The following is a 19,302-nucleotide window of genomic DNA, read 5'->3' as shown; positions in this document are numbered from 1 at the left end:
ATGATTTTCTCTTCAAATTATCTCTTCATTTTTCTTGCGATTATGTTCCAGGCAATGGCCGGTATCTTAGGAAAATATGCAGCAATGAGTATATCAGTTGCATCTTCCTTTCCGTTCAGTCTTATAACAAATGTATTCTACCTCTTCTCTCTCGTATGCATGTTTTTTCAGGCAATTGTCTGGCAACAGGCACTGAAACATTACCCGCTTTCATTAGCCTATCCCTTTATGAGTCTTGTTAATTTTGTTGTCCTCATAGCCTCGGCGGTGCTCTTTGGTGAAGGAATTACGGTAGGAAATATTGCCGGTCTTTTGTTGATATCTCTTGGTATTGCAGTATTATCACGGGAATTCAGAACCGATCAGTCTTCTGGTAATGATTCAGACCGGGAAAGTGATGTTCAGTGATACCAACCGGAGGTCTCGTTTTTGCAATGGTATCAGTGCTTCTGACTGGTATCTCGCAGACGATTTTAAAGTGGGCAGCAGGGCGTGATGGGAAATATGGAGGATTTATCGGTGATTATGTGAAATTGCCGATTATGTGTGCATATGGAATTTTTGTCCTTGTTACCATTTCAACCGTGCTGGCGCTCCGGGAGATGGACCTCAAAGTATTTTATGCACTTACAGGGTTGAATTTTGTTGTAGTGGTTATCTTTTCAGCGATTTTTCTGAAAGAGAACGTGAATTCAAGGGTGATTGGATCAGTACTATTAATTATTTTGGGAGTGGTGGTGTTTAATTTAGATCTTATGTGACTTCGAACACGTTTTTTGTATGGGTTCAATCGGATGCAGGGAAAATATGTTTTGGAGTGGACTGAATGGAGAAACGATTGGTATATACTGTGCAGAGTGACAATGACGAAACACATTCCTAATATCTTCATGATGGGTGTTCAACAGGGTGTGAGGGTTGCTGTTTGTTTTGAAGATTTTCATCATCAGCAGAAGAAATGATACTATTTGAAGTATTATCTGCTGGTTTTTTAACAGAATATACTCGTATTTTCCACGGCGAATCATCTCTTTCAAATGTACCGATGAAATCAAGATTATTTTCCTGATAATTCTGAATATCCACTGCGGAAAATATATACCGTCCTCCCATGTCATAGAGAACCTGAGAGTTTATCTCTAAATTCTGAACGGAACCATTTATATCTCGTGTATACATGGAATTACCGTCAAGTTCACTGACAAATATATAGCAACGACCGCCCCAGGTATCAAAGCATTCCTGATGGTTTTCGTTTTTCCCGAGTTCTTTCTCTATAATTAACCTGAATGAATGCTTATATGACAGTGGATAGTTTACGTGATACATGTCAAGGGTATAAAACCCATTATATTGTGAGATGGCAGGGTGCATTCCGATACTAACAATTCTATACGACTCCCTGGGAAGCTGAATTGAGTCATTAATCTCTGCAAATAATTCCGGGGAATAAAATTCATCAAAACTTAATTGTTCTGTTTGTAAAAGACCAAGGCCCCCACATTGATATGATTCTGTGTTGATATTCCCCACGCTTCCCAACGAGAAGAGGAATCCAATCTGCAAAATAAGGAAGATTACTGCAATTTGCCTGCCATACTGAATATTTGAGTAAATTATCTTCAGAGCGAGCGCAAAAATGATGAACCAGAGTAATGGATGCAGGAAATGGAATCTTATTATCGAGAATGAATTATAGAGAGGGATATTCTGGAGAATTGATAATAGGTCCGAATATGCAAATCCATAAAAAAGAGAGATTACAGCGCATAAACCAACCAATAGTATCAGGAGATCGCATCTCTTTCTTTTGAACAGGAGTACAAGAAAGGCACAGGCAACAGAGAGGCCAATAACGTACTTGTGCAGGCTTACGGCATGGTATTGACCATAAATAAAGTTGGCTTTGCTATGTGCGATTGCGCTCCAAAAATCTGTTGAACCGGCCCCCCGGATCATCTCTGTCCTCATCGAGACATATCCGGTGTCGAAGAACATGCTATACAGTAACCGATATTCTACGAGGCAGTACATAAGGCAAACGAGACAGATGGCAAGGAAAAATGCGTAATTTGGTTTTCGTGTATGGAACAGATCATACAACCAGAAAAGCACTAATGCAGCCAGAACAAAAAAACCGGTGAGTGCAAAGCTTGAATAGAAGGGCATGAGTCCGATAATTGCCCAATCTGTTATTTTCCATTGGTTATTTCGGATATTCAGGAATGCATAGAGGAGGAGGGGCATACCTGCAATACTCAGCCCCCCGGATGGCCAGAAGGGGAGCAGAGCAAATGCAAGTGAAACGCCTACGGTGATAAAAATTGAGTCTTTATGGGACAGGAGATGTCGTGAGAGGAGGAGATACATCCCGATAAACGCAAAGAGATGCATTAGTGTAAGATTTATGATATATGCGGTGTAGGGTTCAAAAAACTGAAAGAGACACTGAATCACACTATACTCTGACCCAAAGGAATTACGGGGTATTCCATTCATGAGTTGTGGAATGGTTGCATCCATCAGCCCAAAGGACTGACCGCTATCAGCGAGGATTGTATACCAGACAATATTAGAATCAAGATTGTCGTGGATTAATGTGGGTGCGGTATCGCCAAGGATATAGAACGGTGCTAAATAGAGTGATAAGATGAAAAAGGCACATATGAAATATTTGTGTTCGCTACAAAATTTTATATATTCCATCGTGTTAGCATTCTCTCTTTTTAATACAATAAATTATCGGCACTTCGCTAAATTGTGGAAATATGGTAATATGTATTCTCATGTACGGTTGTAATCAGATATTTAATCATACTGATGGCTTGTCTCTATTTTTTACATATGGGTTATTTCGTATAGTCAACTACCCCGGCCTAAAGACCGGGGACTCCTTGCGGGGATGCTAGACATATGAATTCTTCTCTCTTTCAGAAATTATTTATTCCCTGAAATCGGTTGGTATAATGGGGTGCTGCGGCAGCCAGAAGAGACAATTCTCATCTGACTGTTACGGCTGAGATTATACCCATTTTACCTGATCCGGATAATGCCGGCGTAGGGAGCTCCTTTTAGTGGTCGCAGCTTCTCGCATTATCCGCCTTGATTCAGGGAGGATACGATAATGGATTTGGAAGTAACGAAAGCAATTACTGATACCTGGTTTCAAAGACTTCAGGAAAATCTGGACATGGATGTGGCTATCACGGGAACTGGGCCTTCAGGACTCATTGCCGCATTAAGAATTGCAGAAGCGGGCTATACGGTTTCTATGTTTGAGAGCAAACTTGCCCCCGGCGGAGGCATGTGGGGCGGTGCCATGTTGTTTACCTCGATTGCTCTTCAGAATGAAGCAGTTTACCTTCTTGATGAACTTGGCATTCCTTATCAGAGATACAATGACAACCTTGTCATATGTGACAGTGTTCTTGCGACATCTGCACTGATATACCGGGCATCCCGGGCGGGAGTTCTGATTCACAACGGCATGCGTGTTGAGGATGTTGTGTTTAAGGACAACAGAGTATCGGGAGTTGTTGTCAACTGGGAGCCCGTAGTAAGAGAAGGCCTGCATGTCGACCCACTGTCTTTCCGGGCAAAAATGGTGGTTGATGCAACTGGTCACCCGTGCGAAGTTTCAGAGAAGGTTGCAAAAAAGAATAATATCACGCTCAACACGCCGTCAGGAACAGTCTCAGGGGAGCGTTCTATGAATGTAACTGAGGGTGAGGCAGAGACGGTTGAGAATACCAAACAGATCTATCCCGGACTGTATGTATGCGGTATGGCGGCAAACGGAGTATTTGGTTCTCCACGGATGGGGCCCATATTCGGAGGGATGCTGCTTTCCGGAGAAAAGGCCGCAAAGCTTATCATTGAGGATTTAAAGTGAGTAAACGGGATTTTGGGCTGTATCTGATAATAACAAATCCATCTGTCTCATATGCTAAAATTGCCCGGGTTGCTGTTGATAATAATATCAGGTATCTTCAGCTGAGGGAAAAAGAGCTCAGTGACAGAGAGATTCTTCTCGCTGCAGATGAGATTATGGCGGTAACGGATGGCACAGATACGCGGTTTGTCATGAATGACCGGGCAGATCTTGCTTTTCTTTGTGGTGCAGACTGCCTTCATCTTGGTCAGGATGATATTGGCCTTTTGGATGCAAAAAAGATCTGCGGGGGAAAGGTGGGCGAATTTGGACTATCAACCCATAATCTGGCCCAGGTAGAAGATGCTGTCAGGCTAAATCCGGACTATATCGGATTTGGTCCGATATTTAAGACGCCGACAAAGAAAAAACCCGACCCTGTAACAGGAACTGTCCTCTTACAAGAGGCAATAGAGATGGCAGGCGATATTCCGGTTGTTGCAATCGGGGGTATCAATGCAGAAAATCTGAGAGATGTCCTCCGTGCCGGTGCAAAAAATCTGTGCATGGTCCGGTATATGATGGACAGTACGTATCTGGAAGAGAGAGTGGCTGAAACGACTGAAAGAATGAATGGTTATTTTCTTTTCTGTGAGGGCGCTCAAAAATGAGCATAATTATTTTTTCACGTGTATCATAAATTGTCATGGCCATTATTTACTATAAAATTATCGATGAAATGACAAATTTATTTGAGGAATATTTTGATAAAAGTAAAAAAATTGCAGATAAAATAAATATAAATCCATGAATGAAGGTATCGTTACTATTTTATGCTATTTCCCACGCATATGGTAATTTCCATTTAGTATTCCCTCGGTATCATATAGATAATCGCTGTTTCATGGATGATAAATAAGTGAACTCAATAGTCCCATGAACCAAAGTTTAGGAAATATATTCGATCAGTATTTTCCTCTGATTTTGGAAAAGAATAACAAGGGATTTGTTCCTCCTCAATGTGTGATGGGTCATGCGGGCGGGTGAGATGGGTTGTTGATACCTATAGTCTTCTTTTTTACAGAGCTGTGGTCGCACTATTCAGAATATCATGAATGATTTTTTAGTTTCAGATGGGGAAATGATGCATATATTTAATAGGGGATAACTTAGAATTGAATTTGCAAAGGTGCTAAAGGGAGTGAAAATATGGTTTCAATTACGGTAAAACCAGAGACAAGGGATTCTCTGAAGGCAATAGGCAACAAAGGGGACACGTATAACGATATTGTAGATATGCTGTTACGGTATTATTGCATTCAGAAATTAAATAAAAAAGTTGAGGACATCCTGGAGAATGAAGAGTTTGTGCCGCTGGACTGGGAAAAAGTATGACCTTTGATATCCTGGTCAGTAAGCGATTCTTAAAATAACTTAATAAATATGATTCTTATGTTAAGAATAAACTTCGTGTCGCTACAGAAGAACTGAAAGAAGATCCTTATACGGCCCGACCTAATCTTGATATTCTTCAGGTAAAAGGCACAACCCCACAATTATATCGGCTGAGAGTTGGGGAAGTAAGAATATTATATACAATCCATGAGAAAAAAATTATATTGCTTTTGCGTATTTTTGACAGGGAAGTCGGCTATAAAAAATTTTTAAAGGACTATTAAGACCAGACAATCTCATTTCAATCTAATACTATGAGGGTAACATAAGTGAGGGTCTTATGCGGCTGTTAATGAAATACCATTAAATACCAATTCAAAATGGGTAGTATAAATATTATTCCTGCCCAACTATTGGGTATGGACCGCTACTGGAAAGGATTCCTTCCTGAACCATCTGTCCGAACAGTTGGTGATATGGAATGTGTACTGGCAGACCCGGATAGTGTCGAACTCGATTCGGCCACCCCTCTCTACTATATGTACCGCGATCTTGCGATGAATGAAACGGATCGTGAGATTCTTTCCCGACAAAATATACGGTACGATATCACGGTCATCCCACCGATGGTTCTCAGCGGTGAATATGTCAAGACAAAGGGTCACTACCATCCGGAAGACCCGGCAGGTCTCGGCTACCCCGAACTGTACCAGGTGCTCGCGGGGGAGGCACACTTTCTTCTCCAGCAAAAAGGTCTCCTGGATGTGGTTGCTGTTGCCGCATCTGCCGGAGAATGTGTTCTGATTCCCCCCGGGTATGGGCATGTAAGTATCAATTCGGGTGAAGAGGTGCTCGTCATGGCGAATCTTGTTTCGACCCTGTTTGATAGTGAGTATGCGGTGTATGAGGAGATGCAGGGCGGGGCGTACTATGCTCAGGAAAAGGAAGGGGATGAGAACCCGAATGGGATCAACTGGAATCAGAATCCCCGGTACGTGTCGGCCGCCCCAATCAGGGAAATAGCCGCACGGGATATACCGGAACAGGGGATTTTGCATGGGACGGTGTTTCGGCACGGTATGGAAATCTATGATCTGGTCTCCGGTTCTGCCGATTTGTCATTCCTGAATGAGCCGAAAAGGTTTGTATGAATAGGTGTCTGTCTCATTTATCCACGACTCAGGTCACAGGTTTCCTGCCTGTTTGTTCGTGATTCTCTGAATCTGTATCCATCCTGACGATGGGTTGTTCATCTTTTATCAGATGCCAAATATCGGAACAATCTCACTGGTACTATTTCCCCTTCATCTGTATGCTCGTTTTTTTCCTTTTTCTTTTCTGTGTGCACCTTTTTGCCGTGCACAGGTGGACGAGACATCATGAGAAAAATCAATCCGAATACCCCGGAAACCGGATGGGGCAGTTCTGCAGATTTCCGGAGAAGTGTTTGCCGGAAAAGAAGAACACGGTAAAATAGAACAGAAGGACATAGGTTTCCAAATCAGGAGATCGAGGGATTGAACCGGGAGACGGCAGTCCCGTACCAAAACGATGTACCTCCATTGCTCTGTTTTGAATTTCCAATGAAGTGTCAGCCATAAAGATGAGGAATACCACAGATAGTGGTGAAAAGAAGATCACTCTCCGGCCGGTTCTGATATATTTTATTCTCCCGACATCCTCCCGGAAAATGCACATTTTTGTATACAAATATCGAATCACCACATTTTTGGGCGATGTCTCTCTTGCGGTTGAATCCATCGCTGCCTTCAACACCGCTGCCGCCCACTTCATGGACGACAACACGCTCGCCACTGTGATCGACGAAACGCGCAGTTCCGTGACACAGAGAAGGACACCAACTCCCGCAAGCTGAAGTGCCACGACGCCACCCGGCGAGACGTACTATGTGATGCTCTCCCGCACCAAAGTCCGCATCTCATCCTATGCGGACGATGCTATTTTCGGGAAGCGGTTGAGATATGGGCTGACGAGAAGCCTGAGCCGGGTTGAGTTGAGTTGAGCTAAAACGACCTGAAGTGAACTGCCTGACGAATGACAGAAATGGGGGTTATCCCCCCTGTTTTTTTAGGTGTTTTTTGTTTTTTTGGCCTTTTAGAAATAGTATGGTGAGCCTATTGACAAAATCACGGGAGAGGTACGAATGGAATACCAAACGGGAACGTTTCGCGATATACTGTGCAGACATGTATTTATGTCTTTATATCCTAGATTCTATTGATCTACGTGACCACCATCCTCCATAAAAAAAAGAGATCAGACGATTTTAGGCGACTTAAGGAGAGATTCGCTTTTATTTGGGGTTCATTTGGCGTGAAGCAAATCGGCATATTCGGCTCTGTTGCCAGGGGTGAGGAGACAGATGCAAGTGATATCGATATTCTTGTCGAATTTGCACGGGGACACGCTACATTCCAAAATTTCATGGATCTTATCCAGTACCTGGAAGATCTCTTTGGCAGGAAAGTGGATCTGGTGACCACTGGTGGTATAAATCCCTATCTTCGCCCGTACATAGAGAGTGAGGTGATCTGGTGTGAAGCGTGAAGGAATCTTTCTCCACCATATCATGGATGAAATGGAATTTCTTGAGGAACAATGCAGCTCACTCTCCCTTCAGATGCACAACCATCGGAGTGAGCACTGGGTGGTGGTCCACGGGACGGCACTGGTGACAGTCGGCGACAAGGAATACCTACTCAGAAATGGTGAAAGTACATTTGTTCCCTCAGGAACAATCCATCGTCTGGAAAATCCTGGTTTATTGCCTCTTGAGTTGATCGAGGTTCAGATCGGGGAGTATACAGGAGAGGACGATATTGTACGCTTTGAGGATGACTATAACAGATTATGATTAATTATCGAGGACAACTATGACAAAAACAGCATTGATTACCGGCATCACCGGACAGGATGGATCGTACCTTGCAGAACTGCTTCTCGAAAAGGGCTACGATGTATATGGGCTTGTCAGAAGACTGAGTACGCCGAACGTCGGAAGGATAGAGCACATACTTCGTGACATTAACCTCATCGAAGGAGATCTCACAGATCAGTGTTCTCTCAACAACGCAGTCGACATCTGCAAACCTGAAGAGGTCTACAACCTTGCGGCTCAGTCCTTTGTCGGGACCTCCTGGACTCAGCCAATTGCGACCGGAGAGGTAACCGGGCTTGGGGCACTTCGTGTGCTGGAGGCGGTGCGGCAGCGTTGCCCTGATGCGAAAGTGTATCAGGCATCATCGAGCGAGATGTTTGGGAAAGTGCAGGAAACACCGCAGCGTGAGTTAACTCCCTTTTATCCCCGTTCTCCGTATGGTATTGCCAAGGTGTATGCCTACTGGGCAACGGTGAATTACCGTGAAAGCTACGATATGTTCGCGAGCAACGGCATACTCTTCAACCACGAATCTCCCAGGCGTGGGATCGAGTTTGTTACCCGGAAGATCACAGACGGAGTCGCACGCATAGCCTGTGGTCTGGACACGGAACTCAGGCTTGGCAATCTGGACGCGATGAGGGACTGGGGTTTTGCCGGGGACTATGTGAAAGCAATGTGGATGATGCTCCAGCAGGAATCTGCAGATGATTATGTCGTCGCCACTGGTGAGGCACATTCAGTACGAGAATTTGTTCAAATTGCATTCTCTGAAGTTGGTCTGAATTATGAGGACTATGTCGTTGTGGACCCGAAGTTCTTCCGGCCTGCAGAAGTTACCTTCCTGCTCGGCGATCCAACAAAGGCGCAGGAATCATTCGGATGGAAGCAGGAAGTATCCTTTGAAGAACTGGTGAAGATGATGATTCGTTCCGATATGGAACTCTATAAGTGACTCCAATAAATTAGATATGATTAATCGAATTTATAACTGAAATCTGTTTAAAGAAGGGAAAAATATGTTAAATCCCTTTTTAATGGTTTGTGAACAAATAGTATGAAAGACAGGTAGGCAATCGTAGTGTCAAAAACCGCATTAATCACTGGTATCAATGGTCAGGATGGCTCATATCTGGCTGAACTTCTTCTCGATAAGCAGTATGATGTGTATGGTCTTGTGAGGGAAATCTCTAATCTTACACTCCTTGAGCCAATTCTTAGTGATATTGCTCTCCTGCATGGAGATGTCACTAACCAGACTTCGCTGGACACTGCGGTAAATGAGATACAGCCCGATGAAGTCTATAATCTTGCTGCGCAATCCTCTGTCGCTGCGTCCTGGGGTGACCCTGTGGCGACCGGAGAGGTGACCGCACTTGGAGTCCTTCGCGTACTCGAAGCAGTGCGGCAGCATTGTCCCGATGCACGGCTGTTCCAGGCATCGAGTGCTGAAGTTTTCGGCAATGTGGAGGAGATGCCGCAACGTGAAACCACTCCTTTCTGTCCTCGTTCTCCATACGGCGTTGCGAAGGTCTATGCACACTGGGCGACGGTGAATTACCGCGAGACATATGGTATGTTCTGCTGTAATGGTATTCTTTTCAACCATGAATCGCCCCGGCGGGGTATTGAATTTGTCACCCGGAAGATCACGAATGGCGTCGCCCGGATTCATAATGGGCTGGACACGGAACTTCGACTGGGAAATCTTGATGCCATGAGGGACTGGGGTTTTGCCGGGGACTATGTGAAGGCGATGTGGATGATGCTCCAGCAGGATGAACCGGATGATTATGTAGTTGCAACAGGGGAAGCGCACTCGGTGCGTGATTTTGTTGATATTGCCTTTAGTGAAGTCGGGCTGAACTACGAGGATTATGTTGTTGTAGACCCGAAGTTTTTCAGGCCGGCTGAAGTTAATTTCATGCTTGGGGATGTGTCAAAGACAAAGAAGATCCTTGGGTGGGAGCCTGATGTGGCCTTTAATGAATTAGTACGCATGATGGTGTTAGTCGATTTGGAAATATTCAACAGTGTAAAATCTGACAATAGATCTATTTTTGGTGACCTGGATTGACTGCAGTTAGGGGTTTCATTAAAAATACGGTTTCACTAGCATCCGCAGAACTTGTAACAAAAATTTTGGCATTTCTCCTTTTCGTCTATATTGCACGGGAACTGGGGGACGTTGAATTTGGAAAATATTCTTTTGCTTTGGCATTTGCACTGTTGTTTGCCTTTCTTTCCGACATAGGGTTAACCCAACTGACCATACGTGAGGTTGCAAAACGGAAAGAAGATGTAAATAGGTATTTTGGGACAGTATCAGCAATTAAAGTGGTTCTTTCCATTTTAACCATTGCCATAATTGTGGTAGTGATTAATTTCTTGGGATATCCCCAGGAGACAATTATTGCGGTATACATTGCCGGCGCGTACTCTGTAACCAACTCTTTTTCAATCAGTTTCTTTGCTCATTCTACAGGGCCTTTGAGCAGATGGAATATGAACTGATATCCCGTGTGATTGAAAAAATAATTATTTTTTATTTAGCAATTACTTCCCTCCTGCTTGGCTATGGCCTCATAGCAGTTGTATCCGCTTTTTTTATCGGCAGTCTGATCCGCCTGGGGATAAGTTTATTTTTCGTCATTACAAGATATACGAAATCCCAATTTAACTTTGACCGTTCCTCAGTACTTTAAAATCACCACATTTTTTCCCATCAGTTCTGGGAATAGTATCTGAAAGTTAACTACTTCCCATTTTTCCCATCATCTTCAAGACTCAATTCCGAGACATATCTCATACCCAAAGGAAAATTAGCAAGATTGACGTACCGGAAGGTTTGCATGTGAACATAATTCTCAAAATATGGCAGTTTTCTCAAAAAATAAGCCCAAATTTGGGGCTAAACAAACAGACGACAGTCCTCATCTGACCTGTGTCGCACGTATAATCAACAACCATATTTTGTTTCCCAGAATTGGTCGAACTGATTCAGATGCCATACTTGAAGGCTGCGTGGCACTTTCCAGTTGCAATAATTCTATTTCAGGTTTTGGCAAGATGCACGGGGGATTACCCTCCCACGTAACATGCCTGAATACACTTCATCAGCTTAATCTGGAAGAGCTAATGAGGCAGAGTTCTGCAATCTTTGCTGAACCTGCAATGAAAATACTTCAAAACGGACGTTCCTACAGTTTTGCCATTGACAAGACAGACGATCCATACTCTGGAGAGAGAGAAGGTACATATGCTTTCGTATGTTGTCGGTGTAAAAAGGAAAGGCCTCAACGAACTACTTTTACGCATATATGACCCTCAGCGTTGTCGATAAGGATAAACATTTCACTCTTGCAGTAATTCCCTGGACAAAAGAGATGAAAAACCTGGATGGAATTCAACAGTGCATTGATATCATTCACAATTTTGGGCTTAAGATTAAATGTCTGTGTCTGGACCGGCAATTTTATGCGGCAAATATACTTCGATATCTGCAGAATCAGAGGATACCCCATATCGTTCCTGCGAAAGTCAACTGTGATGAACTCAGAAACAAGTTGAAGGAAAGAAAATCAAAAACCTTCCAGTATGTCATAAATTCCGGAAAAAAGAACGCTCTGGAGATTACGATCTGCGACTGTGTTCTCTATCTGATGGGGAAAAAGGAGAAACACGGAACTGCACATCATCCATTTGTGGTTTACGGCATCTCCACTTCTCCGCGAAAGGTCCGGGAAATATACTCTCATCGATTCAGTATTGAATCTTCTTACAGGATGCGTAATATCACCAAAGCAAAGACCACCAGCAAGGATCCGGCAATCCGGTTCTTTTATCCATTGATTGCATTTCTGTATCAGAACTGCTGGATTGCAATCCAATGGAAGCGTTTTAGGAAATTACAACGCGGTCCAATGGTAATCGAATCAGATATCTTCCAGCTGGATCACTTTGCTGCCATAATTTTCTCAGAAGCAATGAGTAAGTTTTCGATTCGAACAATTGAGGATATTGCAATATCCTGAAGGGTAACCTGTCACTCTCTCTGTGTGCCGGTTTGATGAGCGTATGCTATTGTTTGGTTGATTATTTTGCAATGGGTGTGGTGGTGCTGGACCTATAATTTTTGGGTTCTGTGCAGAAGGATCAGAGTTTTGATCTTTGTGGGTCGTTGGGGGAGTCTTATCACTGGATGTAGACAAAATGGATCAACTTTAGATGGCTTGACAAATCCAACATGAATTTGGACAAATAACCTGAAAATATTAGCAAAATGGACTCTTTTTGTTGTTAATTTTGGGTAAACCTGAGAGGAGTGTTTCGTCAAATTTTAAAGTACTGGTGGTTGTGTGCTTTGTTTGTGTGTTTTGTGTATGAGGGTTGTTGTTATCCCATCAGCTGTATCAGCCACGCCACAACGCCGCCCACAATCCCGCTGAGGCCGGCACAGATGCCACCCATCTGTCTCTCAGCACCGGTCTTTTCGGCCCGCCACCCTTCCAGGTTCCGGATGCGGTTTTCGAAGTTTTCATCTGTTTCTTTCATCTTTTTGAGCGTCCGGCAGATCCACCTGACATCGCGGTGCGTCTCGATGATTTTTTCGTTCATCCCGATGATTTTCATGTCCATATCGTCCTTCATTTTTTCTGTCATTTTTTGGTCACTTCCTGGTATATTCGTTGCATAGTTTCTGACGGCAAGGGGGATAAATATTACCTATGGTAATTATCGGGTGTGACATTTTCAATCCGGGAAATAGCAGGGTGGACTTCTTGTAGTGTTCACTTGTTTATTGTTCAGATGGTCATTTTCAAAAAGCAGTGGCTGGATGGTTATACCATCTTTGAGGTCTTTTATTTCCTGATGCAGCGGTTTATGGGTATATTTTATTTTATGCTTCTGGTGATGCGTTCGCATATTTTTTACGCTTAATTCATCCATTTTTTCCATTCCTATCACCGAATATTTTTCGTTTTTTTCAAATGATTAGATTGATTAATATTACCTCGGGTAATAGTTTAATATGTCAGTCGAACCCCGGGAAACGGCTGGCCCAGGAGTGCCAAAAATGGCTGACTTTATCAGAGATCACCAACACCAAGAGTGCGGTGCGGGACCTCACCATCCCCATCGCCAATATCACCATCTTCGATGCCCTCGTGCAGGATATCATCGACACCAACCCGTTCGGCTGTACTGCATACGTCGAACAGGGTGTACCAATCGACCCGGTCGTTCGTTCCAAAGAAGTGTATGATGCAAAGGTCATATACGAAAATCTCGAAGCCGACACCATAGGCGATGTCTCCGTTCAGGTCGCAACGGTCGCGGCATTCGGGACCGCTGCCACCCATGTGGTGGAAGACAACGACCTCGCCATCGCGATCGGCGGAACGCACAGTCCCGTGACAACGAAAAGGATACCAACTCCCGCAAGCTGAAGTGCCACGACGCGAACAGCGAGACCTACTATGTGACGGTCTCCCGCAGCAAGGTCCGGATCTCTTCCTATGCGGACGATGCTATTTTCGGGAAGCGGTTGAGGCATGGGCCGACGGGAAGCCGGAACTGGGTTGAGGAACGTTGAGGAAATTTGAAGAGAGTTGAGAAGAGCTGAAGAGAGCTGAGTTGAGGAGAGTTCTTACAGGCTGTTCTTCGATTTCGAATTCGATTTCGAATTTGAATTTGTTCATGAAATTCATCTCCGTAACCACCGAACGAATACCAGAAGCAGGGGGTGGGGCTCCCTGTTTTTTGGTGTCCTGTTTTTGAGATTTTTATTTTCAGTTCTGAGCTGATCTTATATTTGATCATGTTTTGCCTTGTTTTTACCCTTTTTTTACCCTTTTTTTGACTCTGGGTGTAGGTAAATAACAGGTGAAACGGGCGTATTTCCTGTTTTTACTGGTGCTCTTTTGGCTTGGAAAAATTTACGGCATATCTGATCTTTATATGTGATATTTACGATTATTGGAGGGCTTTATGGGGGCACTGTTGGGGGGCATTTTGCAGAGGATGTATTGTGTGGCCCGTGGTGAGAAAGGCCCGTACAGGGCGTCTGTGTGGATTCGTTTTTTGAGGATTATTTTGGGATATTGTGGGGTTTTGAGAGCATTTTGGGTTATTTTTGGCATTTTGACCCAACCGTGAGTCTTTGTTGACACTATCGGAACGTATGCTGGTATTTTCCTTTGCTAAAATGAGTGTGTTTCTGGGTCATTTCCTTTAATTGCGTGGCATGTCCCGTTATGCTCAATTTTGTTATGCATTATATATGCCATAATTCTCCCTTATATCAATATGTTGAAAATCCAAAAATTAAAACGCCTGTCTTTTATAGTTAATATTTCAAAAATTACGTTAGGATTTATGTAATTGTGGTCTGAGGTGCTTACCATCAATTTTGGAAAAAATACCATCGGCAAAAATACGATATTATCAGATTCTGTAACGCTTGGCTTTCCTTCACGTGAACACATGGGTAAAGAGGAGTTTCCAGGCACAACCATCGGTGCAGATGGGATGCTCCGCTCCGGTACAATAATCTATTCTGACGTGGTGATTGGCAACCATTTCTCAACCGGACACAACGTGATGATCCGGGAGAAGACAACCATTGGTGACGGTGTCTCAGTCGGGACGAATACTATTATTGAGGGAAATACTATCATCGGGAACAATGTGTCACTTCAGAGTCTGGTCTATATTCCAACCGGTGTTGTGATTGAAGATAATGTCTTCATCGGCCCGAATGCGGTTCTGACGAATGACCCCTATCCTCCGCATGGTGGAGATAACCTGAAGGGGCCTGTCATACGGAAAGGTGCCTCTATCGGTGCGAATGCAACGATTCTTCCGGGTGTTGTGGTAGGTGAGGGTGCCCTTGTTGCTGCCGGTGCGGTTGTTACCAAAGATGTGCCGGCCCGTATGCTTGCCATCGGTACTCCTGCCCGGTTCCGCGAACTTCCTGAAGGTGCGAGACAATGATCCCTGTTGGAAAACCGTTTGTCGGGGATGAAGAGATTGCTGCCGTTGCAGAGGTGATCCGGTCCGGGATGCTCGCCCAGGGTGCGGTTGTCACTGCATTTGAAGATGAGTTTGCGGCGTACTGTGGGGTAAAAGAAGCGGTGGGCACCAATTCAGGGACTGCCGCCTTGCATGCTGCTCTTCTTGCACTTGGTATCAAAGCAGGGGATGAGGTGATTGTTCCTTCATTCACCTTTATTGCGACAGCAACTGCGGTGAGCATGTGCGGTGCAACACCGGTCATGGTTGATGTGGACCGCGAGACGTATACCATCAGCCCGGATGAGATTGCTGAGCACATCACATCTCGGACGAAGGCGGTCATCGGTGTGCATCTCTTTGGCCAGCCGTTTGATGTTGCGCCTGTTCGTAAGATTTGTGATGATAATGATCTTTTCCTGGTTGAAGACTGTGCCCAGGCGCATGGTGCGATGTATAAGGGAGAGAAGGTCGGCGGGTTTGGCGCTGCCGGTTGTTTCTCGTTTTATCCAACCAAGAACATGACCACCGGAGAAGGGGGTATGGTGACAACCGATGACCCGGAGCTTGCAGCACGGGTGAGACGGGTTATTAATCACGGCCAGAGTGACAAGTATCTCCACACCGAACTTGGTTTTAATCTGCGGATGAGCAATCTGAATGCTGCTATCGGTCGGGTGCAGCTTGCTAAACTTGACGGGTTTAATGCGAAGAGGCAGGAGAATGCTGCCTATTATAATGAGAATCTGAAGTGTGCAGGTCTTACCACGCCCTACTGCCGGGATGATTCAGTCCATGTCTACCACCAGTATGTGGTGGAAGTCGGAGACGATTTTGCGATGGGCCGGGAGGCCTTTATGGCTTTTTTGCGGGAGAAAAATATTGGATCAGCGGTGCACTACCCGATGCCGGTGCATATGCAGCCGTTATACCGCGATTCCGGGAATGCAGTGTGTCCTGTTTCAGATGTTTTATCTTCCCGTGTGCTGAGCCTGCCGGTGCATCCCGGTGTGACGGCTGAAAATTGTGCATATATTTGTGATACCATAAACGAGGTGAACTAAATGGATGTTGGTGTAATTGGTGTGGGTGTCATGGGGCAGAACCATGCCCGTGTCTACTCAGAGCTGAAATCGGTTGATTCGGTCCAGGTCTTTGATCTGAATGAGACTGCAGCACAGAATGTTGCAGCGAAGAACGGGATTGAGTGTGCCGGGTCGATGGAAGAACTGTTGCGTTCGGTGGATGCAGTGAGTCTGTGTGTACCGACTCCCTATCACTATGCAACGGCAAAAGAGGTTCTTGATGCAGGAGTCAATATGCTGATTGAAAAGCCCATCTGCCTGACATCACAGGAAGCAGAAGACCTCATAAAGCTGATTCCGGATGATCTGGTGGTGGGTGTTGGTCATATCGAGCGGTTCAACCCAATCATTGCTGAAATTAAGCGGATTGTGAAAAATCCACTCTATGTTGAAATAAAACGCCACAACCCTGCTTCAGCACGGGTGACCGGAAGTTCGGTTGTTGAAGACCTGATGATTCACGATATTGATATTATCTTTAACGCACTCTTTGATGGCGAGTATTCCATGCAGTCAGTCTGCACCTTTGATATATGCGGAGCGATGTTTAAATTCGGGAAGACGCCGGTCTATCTTTCGGCAAGCAGGAAGTCTTCCAAAAAGTTGCGCATGATCTACATCGAAGAGGAGGAATTCACGATTCAGGGCGACTTTATGACGCAGGAAGTCTATGTGTACAGGAAGCCTGAACACTACCATGTGGAAGAGCAGCGGTATGTGCAGGATAATATCATCGAGAAAGTTATGGTCGGAAAGGTCGAGCCTTTGAAGACTGAACTGAATACATTCATTGACTGTGTGAAGAAAGGGATTCCGTTCACCGTTACGCCGGAACAGGGCCTCGCGAATGTGCGGGTCTGTGAAGCGATAAAAAACCAGATGATCTGAATGCAACCAAGGTGAGGGGGCGGGGAATTATTCAATGAAATTATTTTCCATCCATTTATCTGAATACATCCACGGACAGATTCAATGGATCCAATAGAGAATATTTCATCAAACAAATCATATGAGGGTCACAATATATGAACACAAACGCAAGCACAAAACTTCAGCAGCTCTTTGAAACACGTGGAGCAATCAAAACAATCGGTGTCATCGGCATGGGCTATGTGGGGATTCCCGCAGCTGTTCTCTTTGCGGATGCACCGGAATTTGATCAGGTCTATGGGTTCCAGCGTGACTCAAAGAGTTCAGGCTACAAGATTGGGATGCTCAACGCAGGCGTCAGCCCCCTGAAAGGTGAGGAACCGGGCCTTGAGGATCTGATTGCAAAGGTGACAGGAATTGACGGTGGTGAAAACAGCGGCAAACCAAAATTCACCTGCACGTCAGACTTTGCAAAGATTGCTGAGTGTGACGCTGTCACGCTTGCCATCCAGACACCGTTTGCAAATCCAAAGGACCTCATTCCAAACTTCACCCCCCTGATTGAAGGCATACGGAATGTTGGTCGGTATCTCACGCCCGGCACGCTTGTAGTACTTGAGTCAACGATCACCCCCGGAACGACCGCCGGCATGGCCCGTGAAATTCTCGAAGAGGAGTCCGGGCTTGTTGCAGGCGAGGACTTCGGCCTTGCTCATGCCCCGGAGCGGGTGATGGTAGGCCGCCTCCTGAAAAACATACGGGAGCATGACCGGATTGTCGGCGGTATAGACGCCGTCTGCACCGGGCGTGCGTGTGAACTCTACGGCCCTGTCCTCACGAAAGGCGCATTAATCCCGATGAGTGCGACCGCAGCAGAAGTAACAAAAACGGCAGAGAACACCTTCCGTGACCTGCAGATTGCAGCAGCAAACCAGCTCGCCCTCTACTGCGAAGCGATGGGAATTAACTTCTACGATGTTCGTACCGGTGTTGACTCACTGAAGGGAGAAGGAATAACGAGAGCCATCCTCTGGCCCGGTGCCGGTGTCGGTGGGCACTGTCTCACAAAGGATACGTATCACCTGGAACGGGGTGTGCAGCAGCTCGGGCCCGATGCCCTTGACTGGCCGGATGATATTGCTTCTTTGTATGTTTCATCACGGCAGATTAATGACTTCATGCCGAGTCATATGCTTCACCTGACGGAGTCTGCTCTTCAGCAGATCGGCAAGACGATGACGGGTGCAAAGATTGCCCTCCTTGGCTGGGCCTTCCTGAATGATTCAGACGACGCCCGGAACACGCCGGCTGAACCGTTCTACCAGGCGGCAATTGCAGCAGGTGCTGAGGTTCGTGTCCACGATCCGTGGGTTGACCCGGAGACGGCACCGGATGTGCCGGACGGTGCAGATATTACCCGTGACCTTGAAGCGGTCCTCAGGGGTGCCGATGCGGTTGTTATCTTCGCTGGTCATAAGGAATACCGGAATTTTGTTCCGGCTGAGGTGAAGACTCTCTGCGGATGTAGTCACCCGGTGATTGTTGACGGAAGGAATGTCGCTGATCCTGATGAGTGGATTTCAGGTGGGTTTGTCTACCGTGGTATTGGCCGTGGGGATAAGAACGGGCATGCCGTGTGAGGTGAACTGCCTCTGGGTCGGCTCTTCTCTCTTTCATATGGGTAATTTCGTATATTGAACTGAAAGGCGATGGAGAATGTGTTACTCCCTTCCCCTCGCTATTAGACTCCTTCTCTCTCCTGCCGGTGGCTTCGTGGAGAAGGTTGACCAGTTGATGCTCTAAATCAGGAGATCGTTGCATCTGAAAGTGATCCCGGTTTCATTGCTGTTTCATGGGGGTTCTTAATATGAGTGAATCTGTTTATTTTCTCTGAACGATAACGTCCTCTCAATATATCCGGACTCCTTTTTTCTTCCGGTTCTGATGAAGAGCAAGGGAGGAGGCCTCCCCCGGGTGTGATGGATTGTCAGGGGCGGCTATCCCTCCTGTTCTGTCAGTTTTTCCGGGAATTTTTGTGTGTTGCAGTTTTTTTTTATACCGCCAGAACCCGGTTTAGGTCATGGATAATTTATAAGATTCCAATTATTCTATGAAACTTACTGGTATACTGCTTTATTCTTCTTTATGGGTGTTTTCGTTAATTCTCT

The 19,302-nt window shown here is 45.3% G+C and carries 17 protein-coding genes and 4 pseudogenes; 19 read left to right on the top strand and 2 right to left on the bottom strand.

The window, feature by feature from the left end:
• Both L0665_RS01665 and L0665_RS01660 read left to right on the top strand, forming a co-directional pair.
• Positions 1-408, top strand: a complete 408-nt coding sequence (locus tag L0665_RS01665) for a DMT family transporter (RefSeq protein ID WP_274923982.1) — start codon at positions 1-3, stop codon at positions 406-408.
• Between the two features lie 35 nt (positions 409-443).
• A complete protein-coding gene (locus L0665_RS01660; protein WP_274923981.1) occupies positions 444-761 on the top strand; it encodes a DMT family transporter in 318 nt (105 codons plus the stop codon).
• A gap of 127 nt (positions 762-888) precedes the next feature.
• Here the strand turns inward: L0665_RS01660 and L0665_RS01655 are convergent, their stop codons facing one another.
• Positions 889-2,706, bottom strand: coding sequence for a DUF6044 family protein (locus L0665_RS01655; protein ID WP_274923980.1), 1,818 nt, complete (start codon positions 2,704-2,706; stop codon positions 889-891).
• 418 nt (positions 2,707-3,124) lie between these two features.
• Here L0665_RS01655 and L0665_RS01650 point away from each other — a divergent pair, with 418 nt between their 5' ends.
• From L0665_RS01650 to L0665_RS01600, 12 genes and pseudogenes are all read left to right on the top strand, one after another.
• A complete protein-coding gene (locus L0665_RS01650; protein WP_274923979.1) occupies positions 3,125-3,892 on the top strand; it encodes a sulfide-dependent adenosine diphosphate thiazole synthase in 768 nt (255 codons plus the stop codon).
• Positions 3,889-4,542, top strand: a complete 654-nt coding sequence (thiE, locus tag L0665_RS01645; RefSeq protein ID WP_274923978.1) for a thiamine phosphate synthase — start codon at positions 3,889-3,891, stop codon at positions 4,540-4,542. Before L0665_RS01650 ends, thiE begins: the two co-directional genes overlap by 4 nt.
• 538 nt (positions 4,543-5,080) lie before the next feature.
• On the top strand, positions 5,081-5,266 hold the full coding sequence (locus L0665_RS01640; protein ID WP_274923977.1) for a hypothetical protein: 186 nt from the start codon (positions 5,081-5,083) through the stop codon (positions 5,264-5,266).
• Positions 5,267-5,337: 71 nt separating this feature from the next.
• Positions 5,338-5,550: pseudogene (locus L0665_RS10820) on the top strand (type II toxin-antitoxin system RelE family toxin); the annotation flags it as partial.
• Positions 5,551-5,646: 96 nt separating this feature from the next.
• Positions 5,647-6,417 (top strand): glucose-6-phosphate isomerase family protein, encoded by a 771-nt coding sequence (locus L0665_RS01635; protein ID WP_274923976.1) that lies wholly within the window; start codon positions 5,647-5,649, stop codon positions 6,415-6,417.
• Between the two features lie 539 nt (positions 6,418-6,956).
• A complete protein-coding gene (locus tag L0665_RS01630; RefSeq protein WP_274923975.1) occupies positions 6,957-7,142 on the top strand; it encodes a hypothetical protein in 186 nt (61 codons plus the stop codon).
• A 458-nt stretch (positions 7,143-7,600) separates the two neighbouring features.
• On the top strand, positions 7,601-7,834 hold the full coding sequence (locus L0665_RS01625; RefSeq protein WP_338036406.1) for a nucleotidyltransferase family protein: 234 nt from the start codon (positions 7,601-7,603) through the stop codon (positions 7,832-7,834).
• Positions 7,835-7,895: 61 nt separating this feature from the next.
• Positions 7,896-8,141, top strand: a pseudogene (locus L0665_RS01620) (cupin domain-containing protein); the annotation flags it as partial.
• A 19-nt stretch (positions 8,142-8,160) separates the two neighbouring features.
• Entirely contained in the window at positions 8,161-9,120 is a 960-nt protein-coding gene (gene gmd, locus L0665_RS01615) for a GDP-mannose 4,6-dehydratase (RefSeq protein WP_274923974.1), read from the top strand.
• A gap of 126 nt (positions 9,121-9,246) precedes the next feature.
• Positions 9,247-10,242: a GDP-mannose 4,6-dehydratase gene (gene gmd, locus L0665_RS01610; protein WP_274923973.1), complete on the top strand. Its 996-nt coding sequence runs from the start codon at positions 9,247-9,249 to the stop codon at positions 10,240-10,242.
• Positions 10,239-10,870: pseudogene (locus L0665_RS01605) on the top strand (oligosaccharide flippase family protein). The gene gmd (L0665_RS01610) and the pseudogene L0665_RS01605 overlap by 4 nt, the downstream one beginning before the upstream one ends.
• Positions 10,871-11,476: 606 nt before the next feature.
• Positions 11,477-12,199, top strand: a pseudogene (locus L0665_RS01600) (transposase); the annotation flags it as partial.
• A 361-nt stretch (positions 12,200-12,560) separates the two neighbouring features.
• Here the strand turns inward: L0665_RS01600 and L0665_RS01595 are convergent.
• Positions 12,561-12,827 (bottom strand): hypothetical protein, encoded by a 267-nt coding sequence (locus tag L0665_RS01595; protein ID WP_274923970.1) that lies wholly within the window; start codon positions 12,825-12,827, stop codon positions 12,561-12,563.
• 338 nt (positions 12,828-13,165) lie between these two features.
• Between L0665_RS01595 and L0665_RS01590 the strand changes: the two genes are divergently transcribed.
• The 5 genes from L0665_RS01590 to L0665_RS01570 all read left to right on the top strand — a co-directional run bounded on the left by L0665_RS01590 (position 13,166) and on the right by L0665_RS01570 (position 18,774).
• The gene (locus L0665_RS01590; RefSeq protein ID WP_274923969.1) at positions 13,166-13,615 is read left to right on the top strand and encodes a hypothetical protein; all 450 of its coding nucleotides are present in this window, start codon (positions 13,166-13,168) and stop codon (positions 13,613-13,615) included.
• A gap of 955 nt (positions 13,616-14,570) precedes the next feature.
• Complete coding sequence (locus tag L0665_RS01585; protein ID WP_274925699.1) at positions 14,571-15,161, top strand: N-acetyltransferase; 591 nt, start codon at positions 14,571-14,573, stop codon at positions 15,159-15,161.
• Positions 15,158-16,243 (top strand): DegT/DnrJ/EryC1/StrS family aminotransferase, encoded by a 1,086-nt coding sequence (locus L0665_RS01580; RefSeq protein WP_274923968.1) that lies wholly within the window; start codon positions 15,158-15,160, stop codon positions 16,241-16,243. The genes L0665_RS01585 and L0665_RS01580 overlap by 4 nt, the downstream gene beginning before the upstream one ends.
• Entirely contained in the window at positions 16,244-17,152 is a 909-nt protein-coding gene (locus tag L0665_RS01575) for a Gfo/Idh/MocA family protein (RefSeq protein WP_274923967.1), read from the top strand. It abuts the gene before it with no gap.
• A 137-nt stretch (positions 17,153-17,289) separates the two neighbouring features.
• Positions 17,290-18,774 carry a nucleotide sugar dehydrogenase gene (locus L0665_RS01570; protein ID WP_274923966.1) on the top strand — a complete coding sequence of 495 codons (1,485 nt, stop codon included), beginning with the start codon at positions 17,290-17,292 and terminating at the stop codon, positions 18,772-18,774.
• The last annotated feature ends 528 nt before the right edge of the window (positions 18,775-19,302 follow it).

It is taken from the genome of Methanogenium marinum (assembly GCF_028912405.1).
Taxonomy (GTDB): Archaea; Halobacteriota; Methanomicrobia; order Methanomicrobiales; family Methanomicrobiaceae; genus Methanogenium; species Methanogenium marinum.
Note: the sequence above shows the minus strand (reverse complement) of the source record. Positions and strands in the feature narration are given on the sequence as shown.

Bases quoted from the DNA above. Each gene is read 5' to 3' on its own strand.
- L0665_RS01595 (WP_274923970.1), bottom strand. From the start codon at position 12,827: ATGACAGAAAAAATGAAGGACGATATGGACATGAAAATCATCGGGATG.
- L0665_RS01580 (WP_274923968.1), top strand. From the start codon at position 15,158: ATGATCCCTGTTGGAAAACCGTTTGTCGGGGATGAAGAGATTGCTGCC.
- L0665_RS01635 (WP_274923976.1), top strand. From the start codon at position 5,647: ATGGGTAGTATAAATATTATTCCTGCCCAACTATTGGGTATGGACCGC.
- L0665_RS01630 (WP_274923975.1), top strand. From the start codon at position 6,957: ATGCACATTTTTGTATACAAATATCGAATCACCACATTTTTGGGCGAT.
- L0665_RS01575 (WP_274923967.1), top strand. From the start codon at position 16,244: ATGGATGTTGGTGTAATTGGTGTGGGTGTCATGGGGCAGAACCATGCC.
- L0665_RS01570 (WP_274923966.1), top strand. From the start codon at position 17,290: ATGAACACAAACGCAAGCACAAAACTTCAGCAGCTCTTTGAAACACGT.
- L0665_RS01665 (WP_274923982.1), top strand. From the start codon at position 1: ATGATTTTCTCTTCAAATTATCTCTTCATTTTTCTTGCGATTATGTTC.
- L0665_RS01655 (WP_274923980.1), bottom strand. From the start codon at position 2,706: ATGGAATATATAAAATTTTGTAGCGAACACAAATATTTCATATGTGCC.
- L0665_RS01640 (WP_274923977.1), top strand. From the start codon at position 5,081: ATGGTTTCAATTACGGTAAAACCAGAGACAAGGGATTCTCTGAAGGCA.
- L0665_RS01650 (WP_274923979.1), top strand. From the start codon at position 3,125: ATGGATTTGGAAGTAACGAAAGCAATTACTGATACCTGGTTTCAAAGA.
- gmd (WP_274923974.1), top strand. From the start codon at position 8,161: ATGACAAAAACAGCATTGATTACCGGCATCACCGGACAGGATGGATCG.